This window comes from Opitutaceae bacterium TAV5, from assembly GCA_000242935.3.
Taxonomy (GTDB): domain Bacteria; phylum Verrucomicrobiota; class Verrucomicrobiia; order Opitutales; family Opitutaceae; genus Geminisphaera.
In genome coordinates, this window is sequence record CP007053.1 from 697,416 (window position 1) to 721,477 (window position 24,062).

Consider the following 24,062-nt stretch of genomic DNA (forward strand, 5'->3'; position numbering starts at 1 on the left):
CATGATCGACAGAATCCTCGAGTTCGCTCTCCGCCAGCGCGCTTTCGTGCTCATCGGCGCTGCCGCGCTCGTTTTTATCGGCGCATGGTCGGCCTGGACGCTGCCCATCGACGCCGTTCCCGACATCACCAACGTGCAGGTGCAGATCAACACCGCGGTGCCCTCCCTCGCCCCCGAAGAGATCGAGAAGCTCGTCACGTATCCCGTGGAGGTCGAAATGGGCGGCATCGAAAAACTCTCCGAGATCCGCTCGATCTCCAAATTCGGCCTCTCCCAGGTGTCGCTGATCTTCGAGGAAGGCACTGACATCTACCGCGCGCGGCAGCTCGCCGGAGAACGCCTGCAGGCCGTCCTCGACGAGCTGCCGCCCGGCGTCACCCCGAAGCTCGCGCCGATCACGACCGGGCTCGGTGAAATCTACCACTACACGCTCCACTACAAGGAGGACTTCGCGGACGCCCCCGCCGATCCCGTCGAACGCCTGCGCCAGCTCAAGCTCGTGCAAGACTATCTCGTGAAACCGGCGCTCCGCGTGGTGCCCGGTGTCACCGAAGTGAATACATCGGGCGGTTACGACAAACAGATCGTGATCATGCCCGACCCCGCCCGGCTCGCCAGCGCGGGGCTCACGGTGGACGACATTGCCGACGTCATCTCGGAAAACGTCGCCAACGCCGGCGGCTCCGTCGTCGAAAAAGGCGCCGAGGCCGTCACCGTCCGCTCCATCGGTCGCGTGCAGACGACGGAGGAAATCGCCGCCCTGCCGCTCAAGTTTTCCGGTCGCGCCGCCGCCCTGCTCGTCCGCGACGTGGCCGAGATCGGCATCGGCTCCGGCGTGCGCACCGGTTCGGCCACGCACGACGGCGAGGAGGCCGTGCTCGGCTCCGTGCTCATGCTCATCGGGCAAAACAGCCGCACCGTCTCCGGACGCATTCACGATCGTATCACTGAACTAAATACAAAGCTCCCCTCCGGCATGGAGATCCGGACGGTTTACAACCGCACCGATCTCGTGAACGCCACCATCGCCACCGTGGAGAAAAACCTTTTCGAAGGAGCGATCCTCGTCATCGCCGTGCTGATCGCGCTGCTCGGCAACTGGCGCGCCGCGCTCATCGTGGCCACGGCGATCCCGCTCTCCATGCTCTTCGCGATGACGGGCATGGCGCGCTACGGAGTCTCGGGCAACCTCATGAGCCTGGGCGCCGTGGATTTCGGGCTGATCGTCGACGGCGCGGTCGTGATGGCCGAGAACATCGTGCGCATGCTCGCGCACCGGCAAAAGCACCTCGGGCGCCTGCTCACGAAACGCGAGCGTCTGCACACGATCCTCGCCGCCTGCAAGCAGGTCGGCACGCCCACGGTCTTCGGCGTGGCGATCATCACCATCGTTTACCTGCCCATGTTCACGCTCACCGGCGTGGAGGGAAAAATGTTCACGCCCATGGCGTTCACGGTGGTGTTCGCCCTGATCGGCGCACTCGTCCTGGCGCTCACGGTGGTGCCCGTTCTCTGCTCGTTTCTCATGACCGGCAAGGTCAGCGAGGAGGACAATGTCGTCATCCGCCTGGCCAAGCGCGTCTACACGCCGGTGCTGCACTTCAGCCTGCGGATGCGCTGGCTGCTGCTGGTGCTGGCGACGGGAGTGTTTGCGTTTTCGCTCTGGGTGTTCGGGCGGCTCGGCGCGGAATTCATCCCGCAACTCGACGAAGGTTCGCTCGCCGCCCAGATGATCCGCACCACGAGCATCGGCCTCACGCCCTCCATGGAGATGCAGAAAGCCGCCGAGCGGGTGATGCTGGAAAAATTTCCCGAAGTGACCCACACGTTCTCGCGCGTCGGCACGTCCGAAGTCGCGACCGATCCGATGGGCGTCAACGTCGGCGACAGCTACATCCTCATGAAACCGCCCTCCGAATGGCGCAAGGTCGACGGCCGCACCGTCACCAAGGAGGAGCTCACCCACCTGATGTCGGAGGAACTCGCCACGCGGTTCCCCGGGCAGAGCTACCTGTTCTCGCAACCCATCCAGCTCCGTTTCAACGAACTGCTTTCCGGCAGCCGCGCCGACATCGCCATCAAGGTATTTGGCGACGACTACGACACGCTGGAAAGAGTCGCCGGCGAAATCCGCGAGATTGTCGAAAGAATCCCCGGCGCCGCCGACGTGGAATTCGACGCGGCCGGCAAGGCCCCTGTCCTCCAGATCGTGCTCAACCGCGCCGCGATGGCCCGCTACAACGTGCAGGCCGACGCCGTGAACCGCGTCGTCGAGACGGCTTTCGCCGGCCACGAATCGGGCGTCATCGTGGACGGCAACCGGCGCTATCCGATCATCACGCGACTCGCCGAAGCCGCGCGCCAGGATTTCGCCGCCGTCGGCGACCTGCCCGTCCGCACTGCCGACGGCGGCACGGTCGCGCTGCGGCAGGTCGCGGACGTGAGCGTCACGGAAAGCGTCAACACCATCACGCGCGAGGCCTTCCAGCGCCGCATGGCCATCCAGGTCAACCTGCGCGGACGCGACGTGCAGGGTTTTGTCGACGAGACGCGCGAGAAGATCGCCGCAGGGATCGAGATGCCCGACGGCTATTTTGTCGAATACGGCGGCGCCTTCAAAAATCTCCAGGAAGCGCGCAAGCGCCTGACGATCGTGGTGCCGGCCGCTCTGGCGCTGATTTTCCTGCTCATCTTCATGGCGTTCGGGAGCCTCCGCCAGGCGCTCGTGGTTTACTCCGGTATCCCGCTCGCCGTCACCGGAGGCATCCTTGCGCTCTGGGCGCGCGACATGCCGTTCTCGATCTCGGCGGCGGTGGGTTTCATTGCCCTCTCCGGCGTGGCCGTGCTCAACGGCGTGATGATGATCACGTTCATCAACCAGCTTCGCGAGGAAGGCCGCACCGTCCGCGAAGCCGTGATCGAGGGCGCGCTCACGCGGCTGCGTCCCGTGCTGATGACCGCGCTGGTCGCCTCGCTCGGCTTCGTGCCGATGGCGCTCGCCCGCGGCTCCGGCGCCGAAGTCCAGCGGCCGCTGGCAACTGTCGTGATTGGCGGTATCATCAGCGCGACTCTGCTCACTCTCGTTCTTCTGCCCGCGCTTTATGACTGGTGCGAGCAGCGGACATGGAAACCCGATTCCGGCTCAGGCAAACCGGCCGCAACCACGCCTGCTTCCTGATCCGGACAACACCAACAACCAACCACCCGGACATATCGAACATGCCCATCATCAAAACCATCATGACCACCACAAAAAGCAGCCTCCTCGCACTCGTCGCCTTCCTTGCCGCCGGCGCCGGATCCTCCGCCTATGCCGCCGGCGTCGCCAACCCGCCCGCCTGCGGCGGCACGCCCGATGCCATCCTGCTGACGCCCGTCTCCTCGCGGGTCCTGAACATCGCGCAACCCACGCTTGCCTGCTCGGAAAACGGCGTCGTCCTGAGCGGCACCGTGACGAAGCAGCCCACCACGCAACGCACCACCGGCACTCATCTCGAGGTGGTGTTTCTCGATGCCTCCGGCGCGCCGCTCCTCCGGCAGACCGTGGCGTACGCGCCGCGCGAACTGCGTCCGGTCACCCGGGCCAAAGTCAAGCGGACCGGCGACTACACCCTGACGCTGCCGGAACTCCCCGCCGGCACGGCCCGGATCCAGGTGGAAGCCCGTTTCGGTCCCCATGCCTGAAGGTCCGGAAGCAAAACCCCGTCACTGCACCCGCAGCCCATGAAAACCATCCGCAACCTTCTCCTCGCTTCGTCGGTGCTTCTCGTCACGGCGGCGGCGTTTGCCGCCAGGCCGGTTCCCGGCCCCAAAGGCGGCCGCATCCTGACCACGGAAGCGCCCTGGGTGGAATTTTTCGTCGAAAAAGACCGCACCGTGGCGATCACGTTTTACGACAAGGACTTCAAGCCGGTCGCTCCCGGCACGCAGGTCGTCAACGCCATCGCCGAAGCCGGCGCGGGCAAGGTGAAACTCGATTTCGGCAAAACCGCGTCCGGCTTCGTTTCCCGGCAACCGCTGCCGGAAGGCGACGGCTACACCGTGGTGGTGCAGATTCGCGATACCGCCGAAGCCAGACCGAAAAACCACCGCGTACTGTTTCACGACGAGGTGTGCGGCGAATGCAAACGCGCCGAGTACGCCTGCCTGTGCGAGGAAACCGGCGGCCATCAACACTGACGCCAACGTTCCGGAACATCCGGATTTCTACACAAGGATCGCAAAGACCGCGAAGTTCCGGAACACCGGATCTTCGCGCTCCTTGACAGGTCTCCGTATGTGCTACATGTGTAGCACAATGCCTGCGACCATCACGACAACTATTCGTCTGACTCCGGAAAGCAAGCGACGGCTTTCCCGTGCGGCGAAAGCCCGGGGGCTGAGCCTGAATCGATATTTTGTGACTGCGGCAGAGGAGGTTGCGGTCACGTCGCCGGTGTCCGGCCTTGGCCGGGAGCTGGAAAAGATGGCTATCGATGGCATGGCCCTGATTGCGCTGGATTCGATTCGTGCGCGTGCGAAAGCGGCCAAGGTGGCTCGCATGAGTGATGATGATATTGCGGCGGTCGTAAAAAGGGCGAGGCGGGAGCGTCGTCAGACAAAGTGAAACCGGTAGTTCTGGATACCAGTGTTTTGATTTCGGGCCTGCTGAAATCACGGGGAGCTTCTGCGGTGCTTGTGGATGCATTCTTTGCTGGACGCCTGCATCTGGCATGGAGTCGTGAGACATCGGCTGAGTATGCGGAAGTGATGGCGCGTGAGGAGTTCGGGATCGATCTCCGGGAGCGTGTGGCAGTCTTGCTGAAGCTGCGTTCATCTGGCGGCGAGGTTTCGCCTGAACCGGTGCCGGATGCTGATTGGCCGGATGCTGACGACCTGCCATTTGTAGCGGCAGCATTGGCTACGGAGGGCAAGGTTATCGTGACACACAATCCTCGTGATTTCGCTCCGGCGAAGGCGTTGGGGATAACGATCCTGAGCCCAGGTGAGGCACTGGAAAGGCTGCGGGACGGTGGACTCTGAAACCGGGTGCTCTCGCCCAGGCGAGGATACTGCGCTTTACGGAGTCGGGGATGGATGATGAGGGGTTTGCCGGTCGGGGTGATTCGCTGCCAAGCGAACGGCGCAAGGGGTGATCGATTGGCATGCGTTCAGGACGACGTTTGCGACTCTCGGCGCGGTGGCGGGCATCAGTCTGCGCAGTACGCAGGAAATATTGGGGCATTCGACGCCTGATCTGACGGCGCGTGCTTACATGGATCGCCAGGCGGTGGAATTGGGCCGGGAGGCGGGGAAGTTGCCTTGGTTCGGGAATATGAATGAACCAAATTCCAACACACTCCAGAGCTCACCTGCCGCATCGGCTTCCCGAGGGGAAAGCGGAGTGTGCAGGCCTTGGCAGATCGTAATTCAAGAGTTGATACAGAGTTTTCAAGTGATTGAAAACCAACAAAAAACCTCCGGTTTTCCGGAGGCTGAACTGGTGGACGCCACAGGACTCGAACCTGTGACCCCATCCGTGTGAAGGATGTGCTCTAACCAACTGAGCTAGGCGTCCGTCGTTTGCCGGTCCTTGACCGGGAAAGAGCGCCGAACGTGGCGAGCCCCCTTGCCCGAATCAACACCGTTTTCACCCTCCGCGGTAAAATTGTGGGCAACATTGTGAATAACTTTTGCCCGAAACAACCCGTTTACAGAGGGAGTTTTCTTGACCCTGGGGGTGAAAATGGGGCGAAATGGGGCATATTGGGAGGCATTCGTGCCACCACTCCACATGGCAACCTTGGGCAAACCGTTCTACACCGGCCTTCACAGGCACACGCTGGACGACAAGAATCGCATCACGATTCCGTCGGCGTGGCGGTCTGCCCACGCGGATGGAGACACCTTCCTCGCCACCCCGCATCCCGACGGCTACATCGCCGTTCTCCCGCCCGCCGAAGTCGAGAAGCTCCACGCCAAGATCGCCGCCATGGCGCTGACCGACCGCGATGCGCAGGACGTCGCCGCGCGCTTCTTCGCCGCCACCCACGCCTTCACGTTCGACAAGCAGGGCCGCATCGCCCTCACCGACGAACTCCGCGCCCACGCCGGCATCGCCAAGGACGGTGTCCTCGTCGGCTCGCTGACCAAGTTCAACATCTACAGCCCCGAGCGCTGGACCAGGGTCGAGCAGCGCACTGCCGGGGAAAACATGGGCGACCTCATGCGCCGCATCGGCATCTGATCCGCCTCCCCTTCCCGAGCGCCCCCCGATGACCGCCACCGAAACCATGTCCGAGCCCGCCCACATTCCCGTCCTCCTGCAGCCCGTGCTCGAGCTCCTCGCTCCGTATGCGGACGGGCGTTACCTGGACTGCACCTTCGGCGGCGGCGGCCATACCCGCGCGCTCCTCGACGCCGCCCCGCGCACCCGTATCGTCGCGCTCGATCGCGATCCCGCCGCGCTCCCCCGCGCCGCCGCGCTGCGCGAGGAATTCGGCTCCGGCCGTTTCGAGCTCATCGACCGCGATTTCGGCCGCCTCGGCGAACTCGCCCGCGAACACCCCGCTCTCGTCGCCATCCGCGAGGGCAAGGGCTTCGACGGCATCCTCTTCGACCTCGGCGTCTCCTCTTTCCAGCTCGACGACACCGCGCGCGGTTTTTCCTTCCGCAACGACGCCCCCGCCGACATGCGCATGGATCCCCGCTCCGGCGTCCCCGCCTCGCTCTGGCTCGAGACGGCCACCGACGAGATGCTCTTCCGCGCCATCCGCGACTACGGAGAAGAGCGCCATGCCTCCCGCGTCGTCCGCGCCATCAAGGAAGCCCGCGGCACCGGCGCCCTCGCCCGCACCGCCTCGCTCGCCGGGCTCATTGCCGCCGCCATCCCGGCGCGCGACCGTTTTGCCTCGAAAATCCATCCGGCCACCCGCTCCTTCCAGGGCATCCGCATCGCCGTCAACGACGAACTCGGCGCCCTCGAACGCGCCCTGCCCGCCGCCTTCGGGCTGCTCCGCTCCGGCGGCGTCCTCGCCGTCATCAGCTTCCACTCGCTCGAGGACCGTCCCGTCAAGCAGGCCTTCCGCCGGCTCTGCGGCCAGCCCGAAAGCCAGGAAGACCACCGCCCGGCCGATCTTCGCGAGAAGGCCGCCGAGCCGCTCACCCGCAAACCCGTAACCCCCGACGACGCCGAACTCGCCGCCAATCCCCGCGCCCGTTCCGCCAAGCTCCGCGCCATCCGCAAACTCTGACCGCTCCATCCTCCGCAATCCGCATTTCCACCATGCACCTCTCCGGCAAAAACGCATTCATCAACCAGCTCCTCGTGGGGATGCTGGTGGTGTTCGTGCTGGGCGGCAGCGCCGGTCTCGGCGCCGTGTGGCTGCGTCACCAGATTTCCCTCACAGCCCGCGCCACGCTCGAACTCGAACAGAAACTCGCCCGCGTCGAACGCCGCCTCGCGGAAACCAACACCTTCGTCGCCGCCGAGCAGTCGCCCGACACCCTCGAGCGCCGCAACCGCGACATGCGTCTGGGCCTCGCCCTCCCGCGCCGTGAAAACGTCCATCACGTCACCGAGCCCGTCGAGGAGCGCCTCGCCACCCGGCGCAACGGCGAGCTCTTCAAAGGCGACCGCGTCGTCCCCGCCGCCGGCGCCGCATCCCTGCGGTTCGCACCCGCCGACACCGCGAGTTTCTACATCGACACCACCCGCACCGGAGGCGGCACCACGCCCGCGCGCCGTCAATGACCTCCCGCGGTTTCGCCAGCAACTACCGCATCGCTCTCGTGGCCGGCGTAGTCGTCGCCGCGTTCACCGGCATTGGCTGGCGCCTAGCCGATCTCCACGTTTTCAACCGCGAGCACTACGCGTCCCAGCTCGACCGGGCCCGCCGCAAGATCGAGACGCAGCCCGCCCGCCGCGGCGACATCCTCGCCCGCTCCTCGCTCGATGTCCGTGGCAACGTCCTCGCCACCTCCCGCACCCTGATCCACCTCGGCGTCGATCCCCAGATGGTGCGCGAGGAGGATCGCCCCGCCCGCGCCGAACTCGCCCGGCTCCTCGGCCTGCCTCTCTCCGAAATCAACCGTATCATGGACACCAGGACGCGCCCCGCTCCCGGCAGCGCCGCGTCCGTGACATCCGCCGCCACCGCCCGCCGCATCCCCGAGCCCACCGCCGAGGAAACCGACAGCGACGACATCGCTCCCGACACCGGCGCCCGCCTCATCCGCTGGGCCAAACTCAGCGACACCGTCGAGGAATCCGCCTACACCGAAATCCTCAAGCTCGGCATCCGCGGCGTGTATGGCAACCGCACCTACATCCGCGCCTACCCGCAGCGCTCGCTCGCCGCCCACCTCATCGGCTACATCAACCGGGAAGGCATTCCCTCCGGCGGCGTCGAGGCCTGGGCCGATTTTTACCTGCGCGGCCAGGACGGCTGGCGCGAATCCGAAAAAGACGGGCTCCGCCGCGAACTCGCCCAGTTCCGCACCCGCGAAGTGCCCCCCTGCGACGGCTACAACGTCGTCCTCACCATCGACACCGTCATCCAGCACATGGTCGAGCAGGAGATGGAAAACCTCGTCGCCACCTTCCGCCCCGAAAAAGCCACCATCATCGTCAGCGAACCCGGCACCGGCTACCTCCTCGCGCTCGCCAACTACCCCACCTTCGATCTCAACGACTACGCCCGCGCTCCGCTTGAGGTGCAGCGCAACGTCGCCGCCACCGACCTCGTCGAGCCCGGTTCCACCTTCAAGATCGTCGCCGCCTCCGCCGCGCTCAACGAGGGCCTCGTCTCGCCCGACACCCGCTTCAACTGCGCCGCCGACACCGTCCTCTATCGTGGCAAACCCCGCCGCCTCATGCGCGACGACCACCCTTTCCCGCAGCCCCTCTCCGTCACCGAAATCATCGCCCACTCCAGCAACCGCGGCGCCGCGCTCCTCGGCATGACCGTCGGCGACCAGAAATTCTACGACTACGCCCGCGCCTTCGGTTTCGGCGAAAAAAGCGGCTTTCCCCTCGGCTATGAGGAAGGCGGCATCTTCGCCCCGCCCGCCCGCTGGAGCGACATCGACATGACCCGCATCCCCGCCGGCTACTCCATCGCCGCCACCCCGCTCCAGATCCACTACGCCATGGCCGCCATCGCCAACGGCGGCAACCTGATGGTCCCCGGCATCATTCGCGAGGTGCAGGATTTCAGCGTCGACACGAAGCGGGGCAACGAAATCGCCAACTACACCTTCGCCCCGAAAGTCCGCCGCACCGTCATCACCCCGCGCACCGCCGCCATCATGCGCGACCTGCTCCAGCGCGTCGCCTCCGACGAAGGCACCGCCAGGGCCGCCGTCATCCCCGACTTCGAGGTCGCCGGCAAGACCGGCACCGCGCAGAAGCTCATCAACGGCCGCTACTCCACGCGCAACCACGTCGGCTCCTTCGTCGGCTTCTTCCCCGCCAGCCGCCCCCGCGTCGTCATCTCCGTGATCGTCGACGACGGCCACCCCGCCAACGGGCGCCCCGGCTACGGCGCCGTCGTCGCCATCCCCAGCTTCAAACGGATCGGGGAACAACTGATCCAGTATCTCGACATCAAACCCGTCCGCAGCACCGCCGCCGGCGGGCTGCTCGCCCGCCAGGAAAACAGCTACCGATGATCGGCTATCTCACGCAAAACCACTCCCTCATCCACGCCTTCGCCAACGGTCTGGCCGACGTCGCCGCGCCTGTCTCCGCCCGCATCGGCCGCCCGGCGCGCCGCGCCGCCCGTCCCCCCCGCCGCCGCCCGTCCGACAAAGTTTCCCAACGCGTATTCCAAATGGCACCACAACTCGCCGATCTCTTTCCCGCAGGTGAAGTCCTCGCCGTCCGCGGCGATCTCCACCGGCCCATCTCGGGGCTCGTCATGGACAGCCGCCGCGTTGTCCCCGGCAACGTCTTTTTCGCCCTGCCCGGCCTCCGCACCGACGGCGCGGCCTTTGTCAACGAAGCCGTCGCGCGCGGCGCCGTCGCCATCGTCGGCACGCAGATCCCCTCGGTGACTCCCGCCAAGGTCACCTTCGTGCAGGTCGCCGACCCGCGCGCCACCCTCGCCCGCGTCGCCCGCCGCTACTACAAGGCGCCCGACACCGATCTCGAGGTCGTCGGCATCACCGGCACCAACGGCAAGACCACCGTCGCCTACCTCACGAAGCACTTCATGGAGGAGCACCGCCGCGTCGGCCTGCTCAGCACCGTCAACTACGACCTCGGCGCCCGCACCGTCCCCTCCTTCAAGACCACGCCCGAGGCGCTCGATATCTACGGCATGCTCGCCCAGATCCGCGACGCCGGCTGCCGCGAGGCCGTCATGGAAGTCAGCTCGCACGGCATCGCGCAAAACCGCGTCCTCGACCTTTCGCTCGCCGCCGCCGTATTCACCAACCTGACACGCGACCACCTCGATTACCACAAGACCCTCGAGGACTATTTCGAGGTCAAGACCCGTCTCTTCACCGCCGGGCCCGGCAAGGCCCCGCGCGTCGCCGTCATCAACCTCGACGACGAACACGGCCGCGCCCTCCTCGCCCGCATTCCCGCCCATGTGAAGGTGGTCACATACGGCGAGCACCCCGACGCGCAGGTCCGCGCCACCGAGGTCAACCTCGGCTTCCGCGAATCCACCTTCCGCATCCACTGGCCCGAGGGCTCCGCCGTCGTGCGCTCGCCGCTCATCGGCCGCTACAATGTCAGCAACGTGCTCGCCGCCGCCGCCAGCGTTTACGGGCTCGGCCGCGACCCGCAGAAATTCCTCCCTCGCCTCGCCTGCTTCCCCGGCGTCCCCGGCCGCATGGAGCGCATCGAATCCGGCCAGCCGTGGAACGTCCTCGTCGACTACGCGCACACCGACGACGCCCTCCGCAACGCCCTCGGCATGCTCCGCGCCATCACGCCCGGCCGGCTCCTCGTCGTCTTCGGCTGCGGCGGCAACCGCGACCGCACCAAACGCCCGCTCATGACGAGCGCCGTGCAGGAGCACGCCGATTTTGCCTTCGCCACCGCCGACAACCCCCGCAACGAGCCACTCCAGCAGATCTTCGCCGACATGAAAGCCGGCGTCACCGATCCGCGCAAACTCACCTGGATCGAGGATCGCCGCCGCGCCATCAGCCTCGCGCTCGACATGGCCAAGCCCGGCGACTGCCTCCTCATCGCCGGCAAAGGCCACGAGACGTATCAGGAATTTGCCGACACCGTCACTCCCTTCGACGACCGCCAGGTCGTCCGCGAACTCATCGCGATCAAACGCTTCGCCCAGACCTGAAAACGCCGGACCGCTCTCCGTCCGGTCCACACCCGCCGCCCGTGTTCACCGCCACGCAACTCGCCACCTGGACCTCCGCCCGCTGGACCCTTCTTCCTGCGGATGGCACCCTTCTGGCCGGTTTCAGCACCGACACGCGCACGCTCCGCCCCGGCGAGATCTTCGTCGCCCTGCGCACCCCGCAGCGCGATGGCCATGATTACCTCGCCGCCGCCCGTGCCGCCGGCGCGCCCGCCGCTCTCGTGGCGTCGCCCTCCGGCGATCCCGCCCTCGCCGGGTTCCCCCAGCTTGTCGTCTCCGACCCGCTCGCTGCCTTCCAGACGATCGCGCGCGAACACCGCCGCGCTTTCCGCCGTCCCGTGGTCGGCATCACCGGCAGCGCCGGCAAGACGTCCACCAAAAACCTGCTGACCCTCCTTCTTTCCGCCGATCCGGGCGACGTCCTTTCCACCGAAGGCAACCTCAACAATCACCTGGGCGTGCCGCTCACGCTCACGCGGCTCGATCCCGCGCGCCACCGCTTTGCCGTGGTCGAAGCCGGCATCAGCGCTCCCGGCGAGATGGCCGCGCTCGCCGCGATGATCGAGCCCGACGTCGCCATCATCACGCTCGTCGCTCCCGCGCACCTCGAAGCCCTCCGCGACCTCGAGACCATCGCCCGCGAAAAATCCGTCCTTTTCAACACGCTCCGCCCCGGCGGCCTCGCCCTGCGCGGCCCGGGCGTCCCGCCCGCGACGTGGCATGGGCATCCTGCCCATGAAGTGGCACGGGCTTCCAGCCCGTGTTCCGAGGGCGTCCCGCCCGCTCCTTTCGCGCACGCCACCTTCCATACCCCGGCCACCACCGCCATCAGCATCGACGCCAGCGTCTACGAACTCCCCCGCGTCACCGACGGCATGGCCCGGAACGCCGCCCTCGCCATCCGGGCCGCGCTCCACCTCGGCATCTCTCCGGCGGATATCCGTTCCCGGCTCACCCGCTGGCAACCCGTTCCCCTGCGCGGCGAGTGGCAACAACTGCCCGTTCCCGCCAACCCTGCCGCCAGCCGGCCCGTCTACCTCGACTGCTACAACGCCAATCCGGCCTCGATGCTCGACGCCCTCGCCACCTTCGCCGCCACCGCGGCTCCGGCCGATGCCCCGCGCCTCTACCTTGTCGGCGGCATGGAGGAACTCGGCCCCGGGTCCGCCCGCCATCACGAAGCGCTCGGCCGCGCCCTGGCCACCCACCTTCGCCCGCAAGATCATCTCGTCGCCATCGGTCCCCACGCCGAAACCGTGACCCGCGCAGCGTCTCCGGAAAAATCCTCCTCCCCCCCTTCCGCTTCCCACATCCACGCCCATCCCGATTCCGACGCCGCCCGGTCCGCGCCCGCCACCGCCGCCCTCCTCGCCACGCATTCCGGCCCGGTCTTCGTCAAGGGCAGCCGCCGCCACGCGCTCGAGCGCCTCGTTTTCCCTGCCCGCACTCCCAACTCGTCCAGAACGCACTGATCTCCCGTCGCCTTCCACCGCCGCCCGATGCTCAGCTATCTCGCCAATTTCGAAGACCATTTCGGCCCGCTCCGCCTCCTGCGCTACATCTCCTTCCGCACCTTGATGGCGGCGGGCACGGCGACGGTGATCGGCTTCATCATCGGCCCCTGGCTGATAAAAAAACTCCGCGTTCTCAAATTCGGGCAGCACTACGACGACGACCGCACCGGCGACCTCGCCGCCCGCTTCGACAAGAAAAACACGCCCACCATGGGCGGACTGCTCATTTTCCTGTCCGTCCTTGCCAGCGCCCTCCTCTGGGCCACGCCCAATGTCTGGGTTCTCACCGCGCTCTTCGTCTACGCCGCGCTCACCGCCGTCGGCTTTCGTGACGACTACCTGAAAGCCGTCCGCAAGAACCGCGACGGCATTTCCTCCCGCGAAAAAATCCTCTGGCAAACCGTCACCACCCTCGTCGCCCTCGCCGTGCTCCTCTGGCATCCCGACAGCGCCGCGCGCATCCGCGAATTGTGCGTGCCGTTCGTCGAAAAACCCGTTTACCGCTTCGCCGGCATTCTCGGCCTCGGGGGGCTCTTCGTCATGGTCTTTTTCTGGATCGTCGGCTTCAGCAACGCCATCAACCTCACCGATGGCCTCGACGGCCTCGCCATCGGCTGCACGATCTCCGTCGCGCTCGTTTACGGCATCATGGCCTACGCCGCCGGCAACGCCCGGATCGCGCAGTACCTGCTCATCAACTGGGTGCCCGGCACCGGCGAACTCGCCGTCATCTGCGGCGCGCTTGTCGGCGCCGGCATGGCGTTTCTCTGGTTCAACTCGCATCCGGCGGAGGTATTCATGGGCGACACCGGCTCGCTCGCGCTCGGCGGCCTCATCGGTGTCATCGCCTTCATGGTCCAGCAGCCGTTCACCCTCATCATCGTCGGCGGCGTTTTTGTCGCCGAAGCCCTCTCGGTCATCATCCAGGTCGGTTATTTCAAATACACCCGCCGCACCACCGGCACCGGGCGGCGCTATTTTCTGATGGCGCCCATTCATCATCACTTCCAGAAAAAGGGCTGGCCGGAAACCAAGGTCGTCCTCCGTTTCTGGATACTTTCGCTGATGTGCGCCCTCGCCGGCCTGGGCACGCTCAAGCTCCGCTGACATGCAAACCCGCATCCCGCCTTTCCTGCACCCGCTCCTCGCGCAACCGGTCGCCATCCTCGGCGCCGGCGTGAGCGGCCGCGCCGTTTGCGATCTGTTCACCACCCTCGGCGCCACCTTCACCGTTTTCGACGAGCGCGCCGTATTCCCGGAGCGGCGGCATTCCTGCCGCTGCGACGAGGCGCAACGCGCCTCGCCCCTTGCCGCCCCCCCCTCCGGATTTCCCGAACCCGGCGACGCTTCGCGCCGTCGCAGCGGCAGGAATGCCGCCGCTCCCTCCGCAGTCCTCTTCGACAGCGAAGCCGCCGCCGCTCACCGGCTCGTCATCTTCTCGCCCGGCTTCCCGCCCGGCCACCCCTGGCTCGCCGCCGCCCGCGCCGCCGGCTGCACCTGCCTCGGCGAACTCGATTTCGCCTCCCTCTTCTGGCGCGGCCCCCTCGTCGCCATCACCGGCACCAACGGCAAGACCACCCTCACCGAATTTCTCACCCACGCCCTGCGCAGCGTCGGCCTCGACGCCACCGCCGCCGGCAACATCGGCATGCCTCTCGCCCACCTCGTCGCCGAACGCGGCGGCGGCGGGCCCGACTCCGTCGCCGTGTGCGAAGTCAGCTCCTTCCAGGCCGAAACCATGCGCCACTTCCGCGCCGACGCCGCTCTCTGGACCAATTTCGCCGAAGACCACCTCGAACGCCACCCGACCATCGAAGAGTATTTCCACGCCAAATGGCGCCTCTTCGAACGCACCATCGGCGGCCATGTCTACGCCGGCACCAGCGTGCAGGCCTGGGCCGACCGCCTCGGCCAGACGCTCCCCGCCGACGCCCGCGTCGCCACCGAAGACCAGCCCGGCGACATCCTCCTGCGCGGCACGCCCTTCGCCGACTATCCGCAGCGCGAAAACTTCCTGCTCGCCTCCGCTTGGTGGCGCGGCGCCGGCCACCGCGAAGGCGCGCTCTACGCCGCCGCCCGCACCTTCACCCTCGCCGACCACCGCCTCCAGAAAATCGCCACCACCACGCCGCAGCCGCCTGCGACGGCAGTTCAGGGTTCAGGGTCTGGAGTTCCGAGTTCAGGTTCCGGCAATGCCGCGCCTGCCGACAACTCCAGACCCGAAACTCCAAACATTGAACCGCAGCCGCCGCAGGCGGCGGCTGCGCCGGTTTCCTGGTGGAACGATTCCAAGGCCACCAACTTCCACGCGACCGAGGCTGCGCTCCGCTCCTTCACCGCCCCCGTCATCCTCATCCTCGGCGGCAAACCCAAGGGCGGCGACATTCCCGCCTTCGTCCGCCGCATCGCCCCGCGCGTCCGCCATGCCCTCCTCATTGGCGAAACCGCGCCCGTCCTCGCCGCCGCCGCCCGCGAGGCCGGCCTCGCCCACACCGTCAGCGCCACCCTCGAGCGCGCCGTCACCGATGCCGCCCGCCTCGCCGCCCCCGGCGACCACGTCCTGCTCAGCCCCGGCTTCGCCAGCTTCGACCAGTTTCGCGGATATGCCGACCGCGGGCTTCGCTTTCGCCAGTTTGTGGATAAACTCGGAACAACTTCAGCCACATCCTGACCACCACTCGCGCCTCCTCCGCACCCTTCACCGTCACCCGTCCCAACCCGCAACAAAACGCAACCAACCGATTCATAACCCGCCCACGCCAATGAAAATGATGCACATATTCGGCGCCGTCGTCGCCATCCACCTCGTTGTCGGCCTCTTCGCCATCGCCCTCCCCGGCTGCAGCTCCGGCAGCAAGAGCAAAGCCTCCGCTTCCGATCCCGCCGATCCGTCCGTGGCCGGCGCGCCCGGCTCCGACGCACCGCAAGGCGCCAGCCCTGCCAGCGCCCCCGTGCGCTTCTCGCCCACCCGCCCGGGCGGCAACACCGCGCCGGCCAGCACTGCCCTCACGCCCGTCGATCACAACTACGGAGAGCTCACCCCGGCGCCGTTGTCCGATCCCGCGCCCGCCGGTCTTACGCCGGTCGATACGTCTCCCGTCCCCCTCGCTCCTGTCGCCGCCACCACCAGCTATGAAGTGCAGAAAGGCGACAGCCTCTGGACCATCGCCCGCAAGCACGGCATCAAGACCACGGAACTGGCCGCCGCCAACAACATCTCCGGCAACGCCACGCTCCGCATCGGCCAGAAACTCGTCGTCCCGGTCGCCTCCACCGCGGCTCCCTCCGCCGATTCCCCGACTGGCAGCATGTCCTACACCGTCGTTTCCGGCGACACCCTCGGCGCCATCGCCCGCAAACATGGCGTGAAGCTCGCCGCCCTCCGCTCGGCCAACAACCTGCGCGGCGACAACCTGCGTGTCGGCCAGGTCCTCACTATCCCGCCTGCCACGACCACGCCGGTGGCCGAGAGCAGCGCGAGTTTCGCTCCCTCCGGCGGTTCCGCCGCCACCCTCACCTACACCGTGAAATCCGGCGACACCCTCGGGGCCATCGCCAAACAGCACGGCGTCAAGGTCGGCGCCATCGCCGCCGCCAACAACATCACCGATCCGAAAAAACTGCGGGTCGGCCAGGAGCTGAAAATCCCCGGCGCGGCCGCGCCTGCTCCGGCCGCCAGCGCCGCCGCCACCGCCGCGCCCGCTCCGGCGTCGAACTCCGCCAGCTTCAATCCCGATCCCGTCGAGTATGCGCCCTCGACGCCTGCTCCCGTGCCGCTCACGCCCTCCGCCGGCTCGTCGTTCACGCCGGCCGAACCCGGGACGCTCGCCCCCGACGATCCGCTCTTCAATCCCGGCACCGCCAGCCCGCCTCCCGCCCAGCTCACGCCCATCGTCCCCGCCGAGGAAAACTGAGGCACGATCGACGCCGGCGACGGAGCCGCTCCTTCAGCCCGGCGCCATCCGCTCCCGTCCTTTCCCGCCACATGGCCCGCGCTGCAGCCGCCACCCGACACGCTTCCGCTCCGCCCGCCCGCGGCCAGCACTTCGTGCGCACTCCGGCCGGCGTCATGGTGGTGTGCGCCGCGGGGCTCGCCTCGCTCGGGCTCACCATCCTGTTCAGCGCCAGCGTCTCCTACAAGGTCGGCCCCTGGTATTATCTCACCAAGCAGCTCATCGGCCTCGGCCTCGCCACGTGCGCGGCGCTGGTCGTCAGCCGGCTCAACATCGAGTTTTTCCGCCGCTATGCCTGGTGGATCGGCGGCGCCGCCCTGCTGCTCCTCGTGCTCGTCCTCGTGCCCGGCATCGGCGTCACGGTCAACGGCAGCCGCCGCTGGCTGGGCATCGGCTCGGCGCGTTTCCAGGTTTCGGAAATCGGCAAGATCGCGATGGTATTCTGCCTCGCCCACTACCTGGCGATCAACCAGTCGCGCATCCGCGAGTTCAGGTGCGGCTTTCTCGTTCCTGTCGGCATCATCGGCCTCTTCGCCGCGCTGATTGCCAAGGAGCCCGATCTCGGCACGGCCGCGCTCACCGGGGTCGTCGGGTTCACCCTGCTGTTTCTCGCCGGAGCCCGGCTCATCTATCTCGCGCCGGCCTTCCTCGCGGGCCTCGGCGGGCTCGGCGCGCTGGTGTACCTGATGCCCAACCGCCTCGCGCGTTTCACCGCGTTTCTCGACGTCGAGGCCAACAAGCAGGCCGGCACCTACCAGCTCTACCAGTCGCTCCTCGCCTTCGCCGCCGGCGGCACGGGGGGCGCCGGGCTCGGCCAGGGACGCCAGCAGATGAACTTCCTGCCCGAGGCCCATACCGATTTCATTTTCGCCGTCATCGGCGAGGAGCTCGGGCTCTGGTTCACGCTCGGCATCGTGGGGGTGTTTCTCGTCATGTGCATCGCGGGCTTCACCCACCTCCGCCGCGCGCCCAACCTGTTCCAGTACCTGCTCGTCACCGGCGCCGTGCTCCTCATCGGCCTGCAGGCGATCATCAACCTCGGCGTCGTCACGGGGATTTTTCCGACCAAGGGCATGTCGCTGCCCTTCATCAGCGCGGGCATGTCCAACCTGCTGCTCATGGGCATCCTCATCGGCATCATCGTCAACACGCAGCGCACCTGGTCGCGGGCCACTCTCGACGATCGCGCCACCTCCTGGGAGGACATCCGATGAATGCGGAATGCGGAATGCGGAGTGGCACGGGCTTCCAGCCCGTGAGCGTTGCCTCTCCGTCCGGCGTGGCACGGGCTTCCAGCCCGTGTTCCGGCCCCCCCCCCCTCACCTTTCTCATCCTCTGCGGCGGCACCGGCGGACACCTCACGCCCGGCATCGCGCTCGCCGAAGGGCTCATCGCGCGCGGCCACCGCCCGCTCCTGCTCGTCAGCCACAAGCAGATCGACGCCCGCCTGCTCGCCAAGTACCCGCGCCTCGCGTTCGAAAAAATCCCCGGCGCGCCGCTCTCGTTCTCGCCCGTGCCGTTCCTGCGCTTCGCCGCCTCGCAGACCCGCGCCTTCCTCGCCGGGCTGCGCCTCGTCCGCCGCCACCGGCCGGCGATCGTCGTGGGCTTCGGCGGGTTCACCACCGCCAGCGTCATTGTCGCCGCCCGCCTCTTCCGCGTACCCGTGGCGCTGCACGAATCCAACCGCGTGCCGGGCCGGGCCGTCCGCCTCCTCGCCCGCCTCGCCCAGCGCATCTACCTGCCGCCCGGCATCCGCATTCCCTCCGTCCGGCCAGGCAAACAGCGCGAAGCCGGCCTCCCCGTCCGCGCCGAGATTGCGCCGCTCCCCCGCGCCGAAGCCCGCGCCGCCCTCGGGCTCGATCCGCACGCGCCGGCCAAGCTCCTCGCCATCTTCGGCGGCAGCCAGGGCGCCTCCGCGCTCAACGACTGGGCCCGCCGCCATGCCCCCGACCTCGCCCGCCTCGACACCGGGCTCTACTGCGTCACCGGCCCCGGCAAGGAAACCGGCGGGCCGGCCTCCCTCCCGGATTCCGGATCCGGAATCCCGAATGGCAGTGCGCCCGAAGCGCGCTACGTCCCTTTCTGCGACAACGTCGCCGCCCTTCTCTCCGCCGCCGATCTGGTGATCGCGCGGGCCGGGGCCGGCACCCTCGCCGAATTCATCCGCTGCGCCACCCCGTCGATCCTCGTCCCGTATCCGCACGCGGCGGACAACCACCAGGCCGCCAACGCCGCCTGGCTCGCCGGGCACGAGGCCGCTCTCGTCATCCCGCAAGAGCGCCTCGCCGCCGACTTGCTGCCCGCAGCCGAATCGCTCCTCGCCGACGACGCCCGCCGCGCCGCGCTCGCCGACGCCCTGCGCCGGCTCGACCGCGCCCGTCCGCTCGACCAGATCATCGCCGACCTCGAAACCCTCGCCCGCCGATGAACACCGCGTCCGCCACCACCCGCCTGCCTTCCCGCATTCACGCCGTCGGCATCGGCGGCATGGGCCTCGGCCCGCTCGCCATCTACCTGGCCGCCCTCGGCCACCGCGTCTCCGGCAGCGACGATCACCTGACCGACGCCATGCGCGCCCACCTCGAACGCGCCGGCATCACCCTCTGTGGCGCGGGCGTCTCGCCCGCCTCCGGCGTGGCGCGGGCGTCCCGCCCGCCATTTGCCGACGGCCTCCCCGACGACGTACAACTCCTCGTCATCTCCAGCGCCATCGCCCCCGCGCACCCGTTGCTCCAGGCCGCCCGCGCGCGCAATCTCCCCGTTATCCGCCGCGGCGAACTCCTCGCCGCCCTCGCCCGCACCCGCCGCCTCGTCGCCGTCTGCGGTTCCCACGGGAAAACCACCACCACGGCGATGCTCGTCAGCCTCCTCCGCGCCGCCGGCTTCCCGGCCGACTACATCCTCGGCGGGCTCTTCGCCGACGACACGCCGCCGGCGGCGGCCGCCGCCGCAGTTCAGGGTTTGGAGTTCAGGGTCCAGAGTTCAGAATCCGGAGTTCAGGATTCCGGCAACGCCACGCCCGCCGACAACTCCGGACCCGAAACCCTGAACCCTGAACTCCCGCCGCCGCTGCCGGCGGCAGCGTGGCTTGTCGCGGAGATCGACGAAAGCGACGGCACCATCGAAAACTTTTCCCCCGAAATCACCGTCGTCACCAATATCGACTGGGATCACCCCGACCATTACCGCACCCGCGCCGATCTCGAAGCCGCCTTCGACCGACTCTTCGCCCGTACGACCGGCCGCGTCATCCGCGACCTCCCTGCGCCTCCCGACGCCGCGTCCTTCCCCGACCGCATCGCCGGTGCCTTCAATCGCCGGAATGCCGCCGCTGCCCTCGCCGCCGCCGTATGCATGGGCGTCCCCGCCCCGACGCCCGATCTCCTCGCGGCCTTCCCCGGCGTCCGCCGCCGCCAGACCGTCCTCCTCGCGGCCGACGAGCTGACCGTCATCGAAGACTACGCCCATCATCCCGCCGAGATCCGCGCCCTCCTCGCCAGCCTCCGCGAGCGCGCCGCAGCCTCCACCCCCCCCGCCCGCCTCGTCGCCGTCTTCCAGCCCCACCGGTACAGCCGCACGCGCCAGTTCCTGCGCGAGTTTGCCGATGCCCTTCGCCTCGCCGACGAAATCCATCTTCTCGACGTTTACGGCGCCGGCGAATCCCCGCTCCCCGGCGGCGCCACCGCGGACCTCGCCGCCCTCCTGCCCGAAGCCACCTGCCACCGCGCCTCCTCGCTCGCGCTTCCGCTCTTCCCGACTCCCGCTCTCGTCGCCTTCATCGGCGCCGGCAACATCGATGCCACCGCCCGCCGCTGGCTCGTCGACCGCGCGCGCTGGAGCGCCGCCGCCGACACCCTCCGCGCCGTCCTTCCTCCCGACACCGCGACGCTCCTCCGCCGCGAAGAACCGCTCGCCCGCAAGACCACCCTCGGCGTCGGCGGCTCCGCCCGGCTCTATGCGGAGCCCGCCACCCGCGACGATCTCGCCGCCCTCGTCCGCGCCGCCGCCGCGGCCGGCATCCCGCTGCTCATGCTCGGACGCGGCTCCAACCTCATCGTGCCCGACGAAGGCGTCGACGCCCTCGTCCTCAGCCTCCGCCATCCGTCCTGGTCCACCTTCGAAGCGCTCCCCGACGGCACCCTCCGCGTCGGCGCCGGCCTGCGCCTGAAAGAACTCTGCGGCAAAGCCGTCACCGCCGGCCTGCACGGCTTCGAATTTCTCGAAGGCATCCCCGGCAACATCGGCGGCGCCCTTCGCATGAACGCCGGCGCCATGGGCGGCTGGATTTTCGACATCGTCGAATCCGTCGACCTGCTCACGCTCGCCGGCGACCTCCTCACCCTCCGCCGCGACCAGCTCCATACCGGCTACCGCCATTGCGCCGAGCTGGAAAACGCCATCGCCCTCGGCGCCATCCTCCGCCCCGCCGCCCTCGCCGATCACTCCGACGACGTCGCCCGCCAGGTGGACGCCTACCGCGACAAACGCAAAAAAACCCAGCCTCGCGAACCCAGCGCCGGTTGCATCTTCAAAAACCCCGAGGGCGACTCCGCCGGCCGTCTCATCGACGCCACCGGACTCAAGGGCCTGCGCATCGGCGGCGCCGAAGTCTCGCCCGTCCATGCCAACTTCATCGTCAATCACGGCCAGGCGACCGCCGACGACGTCATCGCCCTGGTCCGTGAAGTCCGCGCCCGCGTCCACGCCGCCACCGGCACCACGCTCGAACCCGAAGCCATCCTCTACGGCCAGGACTGGGCAACCGTCCTCGACCGCGTCGCCGACCTCCCGCCCGCCTCTTTCTCTCCGTGACTCCTTCCGCAATCCGCACTCCGCATTCCTCCTTTCGGGTCGTCGTCCTCGCCGGCGGCACCTCTTCCGAGCGCGAAGTCTCGCTCGGCTCCGGCCGCGCCTGCGCGCTCGCCCTCGCCAACACCTTCCCCACCCGCCTCGTCGAAGTCTCCGCCGACGCCCTCCCGCCCGGCCTCGACCCGGCGCGCGACATCGTGTTCTCCACCCTTCACGGCACCTTTGGTGAAGACGGCCGGATGCAGCGCCTTCTCGACGCCGCCGGCATCACCTATGCCGGTTGCGACGCCGCCTCCAGCGCGCTGACCATGGACAAGTCGGCCACCAAAGCCGCCGCCGCCCGTGCCGGCGTCCAGGTCGCCCCCGAAGTCGTCTTCACCGCCGGCGCCCTCCCGTCCGCCGCCGACCTCGTCGCCGCTCTCGGCCCCCGCGTCGTCATCAAGCCCAACGCCGAAGGCAGCAGCGTCGGCCTCCACCTCGCCGACACCGAAGCCGAAATCGCCGCCGCCCTCGCCCAGGTGGCGCGGGCGTCCCGCCCGTTTCCGGAACATGGCGCCGGCGCTCCGCCCGCCGGCGGTGCCCCGCGCCACCTCGCCGCCTCCGCCTGGCTCGCCGAGCCTCGCCTCGTCGGCCGCGAACTTTCCATCGGCGTCCTCAACGGCCGCGCCCTCGGCGTCGTCGAAATCCGCCCCCGCTCCGGCGTCTATGACTACACCAGCAAATATACAAAAGGCCGCACCGAGTACCTCGCCCCCGCGCCGCTTCCCGAAGCCACGACCGCGCTCGTTCGCGCCGCCGCCGAAAGCGCCTTTGCGGCGTGCGGCTGCCGCGACTACGCCCGCATCGACTTCATCCTCTGCGAACCCGACGACGACGCCGACGCGGCGGACGTTCAGGGTTCAGGGTTCAGGGTTCAGGGTTCGGGCAACGCCGCACCTGCCAACAACCCTGAACCGGAAACCCTGAACCCTGAACCGGCGCGAAGCGTCTCCCCCGGTGAGCAAAATGTTAATAACCCCCTTTATTTGCTCGAAATCAACACTCTCCCCGGCATGAAGGAAACCAGTCTCCTGCCGATGAGCGCGCGCTGCGCGGGGCTTGATTTCACCGCGCTGGTCCGCGAACTCGTCCGCCCGGCCATCCGGCGCTTCGCGCCCTGAAACATTTTCGATTTTCGATTCCCGATTTTCGATTTCCAACCAATCCGCGCATCACTCGCCACCGCAGTATCTACAAAATCACCACAACCGCGCTCGTCCGCGCCACTCCGCACTCCGCAGTCCGCATTTTCCGTGAGTCACGCTCATCTCAGCATTCCGCCGCCCGCCCGCTCCTGGACCGAGATCCCCCAGGAAATCGCGCCGCGCGCCATGTCCGCCGCCGGCCGCCGCCGCGCCGCGTTCTCGATGTGCAAGCTCATCCTCGTCTCCGCCCTCATCGGCACCACCATCTGGGCCGGTATCGAGATTTACATGACCTGGCGTCACGATCCCCGCCGCCTCGCCGATCCCACGCAATCCAGCCCCCTGCGCACCATCGCCCTCCAGCACACCAACGGCGTCCTCACCCGGGATTGGCTCGTCGAGACGCTCGCCATCCGCCCCGGCTCCACGCTCATGGGCCTGGATCTCGAAGCCCTCAAGGCCCGCCTCCTCGCCAACGGGCAGGTGCGCAACGCCATCCTCACCCGCCAGTTTCCCGACACCCTCGCCGTCACGCTCGACGAGCGCACCCCCGTCATCCGCATCCTCGTGCAGGACGAGAGCGGGCAGCCCCTCCATGCCGTCGTCTCGCAGGACGGCACCGTGTACCGCGGCATCAACTACGATCCCGCCCTGATCAGTTCGCTCCCCTGGCTCGACGGCGTCGGCCTGCGCCGGCTCTCCGGCGAAACGTTCGCGCCCGTCGCCGGCATCGACAGCGTTGCCCGGCTCCTCGAGGACACCCGCACCTGGACGCCCGCCCTCGCCCCCGAGTTCAGCATCGTCTCCCTCGTCCGCTATGCCGATGACGGCATCCTCATCGTCAACACCACCCGCGGAGAGCAATTCCTCTTCGGCACCTCCGACGATTTTTTCCGCCAGCTCGCCCGGCTCGACTACATCCTCGAACAGGCCCGCCAGGCTCCCGACGCCCGCCCGCTCCAGTCCGTCAACCTCGCTCTCGGCCGCCAGGTTCCGATCCGCTTCCAGGCTCCCCCCGCACCCGCCCCGGCCGCACCCGCGCCACGCCGGGCCGTCGCGCGCCAGCAACCGGCGGCGGCCCCGCAACCGCAACCGGAACCCGCCCTGCGCCAGATCGTCATCCCGGCTCCGCCCGCCGAAGCCGGGACCCCGGCGCACACGCCGCCGCCGCAGCAACAGCCGCAGCCGCAGGCGCCGGCCGGCCGGCTGCTCCCGCCGACCCGCCCCGGCGCCCAGCCGCAAACGCAGACATCCGTCCTCCCCCGCATCGCCTTCCACATCTAG

Annotated in this window: 19 protein-coding genes and 1 tRNA gene; 19 read left to right on the forward strand and 1 reads right to left on the reverse strand. The window is 68.1% G+C overall.

Features of this window, described 5'->3' with window-relative positions; all coding sequences use genetic code 11:
- Position 1: 1 nt before the first annotated feature.
- The 5 genes from OPIT5_03495 (at position 2) to OPIT5_03515 (ending at position 5,022) form a co-directional block, all read left to right on the forward strand.
- A complete protein-coding gene (locus OPIT5_03495) occupies positions 2 to 3,178 on the forward strand; it encodes a cation transporter (protein AHF89473.1) in 3,177 nt (1,058 codons plus the stop codon).
- 41 nt (positions 3,179 to 3,219) lie between these two features.
- Positions 3,220 to 3,684: a hypothetical protein gene (locus OPIT5_03500; GenBank protein ID AHF89474.1), complete on the forward strand. Its 465-nt coding sequence runs from the start codon at positions 3,220 to 3,222 to the stop codon at positions 3,682 to 3,684.
- A 39-nt stretch (positions 3,685 to 3,723) separates the two neighbouring features.
- Positions 3,724 to 4,179: a hypothetical protein gene (locus OPIT5_03505; GenBank protein ID AHF89475.1), complete on the forward strand. Its 456-nt coding sequence runs from the start codon at positions 3,724 to 3,726 to the stop codon at positions 4,177 to 4,179.
- A 97-nt stretch (positions 4,180 to 4,276) separates the two neighbouring features.
- Entirely contained in the window at positions 4,277 to 4,606 is a 330-nt protein-coding gene (locus OPIT5_03510; protein AHF94008.1) for a hypothetical protein, read from the forward strand.
- Positions 4,603 to 5,022: a nucleotide-binding protein gene (locus tag OPIT5_03515; protein ID AHF89476.1), complete on the forward strand. Its 420-nt coding sequence runs from the start codon at positions 4,603 to 4,605 to the stop codon at positions 5,020 to 5,022. The genes OPIT5_03510 and OPIT5_03515 overlap by 4 nt, the downstream gene beginning before the upstream one ends.
- Before the next feature lie 458 nt (positions 5,023 to 5,480).
- Here the strand turns inward: OPIT5_03515 and OPIT5_03520 are convergent.
- A tRNA-Val gene (locus OPIT5_03520) sits at positions 5,481 to 5,557 on the reverse strand.
- A 168-nt stretch (positions 5,558 to 5,725) separates the two neighbouring features.
- Between OPIT5_03520 and OPIT5_03525 the strand changes: the two genes are divergently transcribed.
- The 14 genes from OPIT5_03525 (at position 5,726) to OPIT5_03590 (ending at position 24,062) form a co-directional block, all read left to right on the forward strand.
- Entirely contained in the window at positions 5,726 to 6,226 is a 501-nt protein-coding gene (locus OPIT5_03525; protein ID AHF89477.1) for a mraZ, read from the forward strand.
- Positions 6,227 to 6,254: 28 nt separating this feature from the next.
- Positions 6,255 to 7,232, forward strand: coding sequence for a 16S rRNA methyltransferase (locus tag OPIT5_03530; GenBank protein ID AHF89478.1), 978 nt, complete (start codon positions 6,255 to 6,257; stop codon positions 7,230 to 7,232).
- Between the two features lie 32 nt (positions 7,233 to 7,264).
- Positions 7,265 to 7,732, forward strand: coding sequence for a hypothetical protein (locus OPIT5_03535; GenBank protein ID AHF89479.1), 468 nt, complete (start codon positions 7,265 to 7,267; stop codon positions 7,730 to 7,732).
- Entirely contained in the window at positions 7,729 to 9,651 is a 1,923-nt protein-coding gene (locus OPIT5_03540; protein AHF89480.1) for a peptidoglycan glycosyltransferase, read from the forward strand. The genes OPIT5_03535 and OPIT5_03540 overlap by 4 nt, the downstream gene beginning before the upstream one ends.
- 161 nt (positions 9,652 to 9,812) lie before the next feature.
- Positions 9,813 to 11,297, forward strand: coding sequence for a UDP-N-acetylmuramyl peptide synthase (locus tag OPIT5_03545; GenBank protein AHF89481.1), 1,485 nt, complete (start codon positions 9,813 to 9,815; stop codon positions 11,295 to 11,297).
- A 41-nt stretch (positions 11,298 to 11,338) separates the two neighbouring features.
- Positions 11,339 to 12,790, forward strand: coding sequence for a UDP-N-acetylmuramoylalanyl-D-glutamate--2,6-diaminopimelate ligase (locus tag OPIT5_03550; protein ID AHF89482.1), 1,452 nt, complete (start codon positions 11,339 to 11,341; stop codon positions 12,788 to 12,790).
- 27 nt (positions 12,791 to 12,817) lie between these two features.
- Complete coding sequence (locus OPIT5_03555; protein ID AHF89483.1) at positions 12,818 to 13,939, forward strand: phospho-N-acetylmuramoyl-pentapeptide-transferase; 1,122 nt, start codon at positions 12,818 to 12,820, stop codon at positions 13,937 to 13,939.
- A gap of 1 nt (position 13,940) precedes the next feature.
- Positions 13,941 to 15,503: a UDP-N-acetylmuramoylalanine ligase gene (locus OPIT5_03560; protein ID AHF89484.1), complete on the forward strand. Its 1,563-nt coding sequence runs from the start codon at positions 13,941 to 13,943 to the stop codon at positions 15,501 to 15,503.
- A gap of 91 nt (positions 15,504 to 15,594) precedes the next feature.
- Positions 15,595 to 16,746 (forward strand): peptidoglycan-binding protein, encoded by a 1,152-nt coding sequence (locus OPIT5_03565; GenBank protein ID AHF89485.1) that lies wholly within the window; start codon positions 15,595 to 15,597, stop codon positions 16,744 to 16,746.
- Positions 16,747 to 16,817: 71 nt separating this feature from the next.
- Entirely contained in the window at positions 16,818 to 17,999 is a 1,182-nt protein-coding gene (locus OPIT5_03570) for a cell cycle protein (protein ID AHF89486.1), read from the forward strand.
- A complete protein-coding gene (locus OPIT5_03575) occupies positions 17,996 to 19,213 on the forward strand; it encodes a UDP-N-acetylglucosamine--N-acetylmuramyl-(pentapeptide) pyrophosphoryl-UDP N-acetylglucosamine transferase (GenBank protein AHF89487.1) in 1,218 nt (405 codons plus the stop codon). Before OPIT5_03570 ends, OPIT5_03575 begins: the two co-directional genes overlap by 4 nt.
- Positions 19,210 to 21,597 (forward strand): UDP-N-acetylenolpyruvoylglucosamine reductase, encoded by a 2,388-nt coding sequence (locus tag OPIT5_03580; GenBank protein AHF89488.1) that lies wholly within the window; start codon positions 19,210 to 19,212, stop codon positions 21,595 to 21,597. The genes OPIT5_03575 and OPIT5_03580 overlap by 4 nt, the downstream gene beginning before the upstream one ends.
- Entirely contained in the window at positions 21,594 to 22,754 is a 1,161-nt protein-coding gene (locus OPIT5_03585) for a D-alanine--D-alanine ligase (protein AHF89489.1), read from the forward strand. Before OPIT5_03580 ends, OPIT5_03585 begins: the two co-directional genes overlap by 4 nt.
- A 132-nt stretch (positions 22,755 to 22,886) precedes the next feature.
- Positions 22,887 to 24,062, forward strand: coding sequence for a cell division protein FtsQ (locus tag OPIT5_03590; GenBank protein AHF89490.1), 1,176 nt, complete (start codon positions 22,887 to 22,889; stop codon positions 24,060 to 24,062).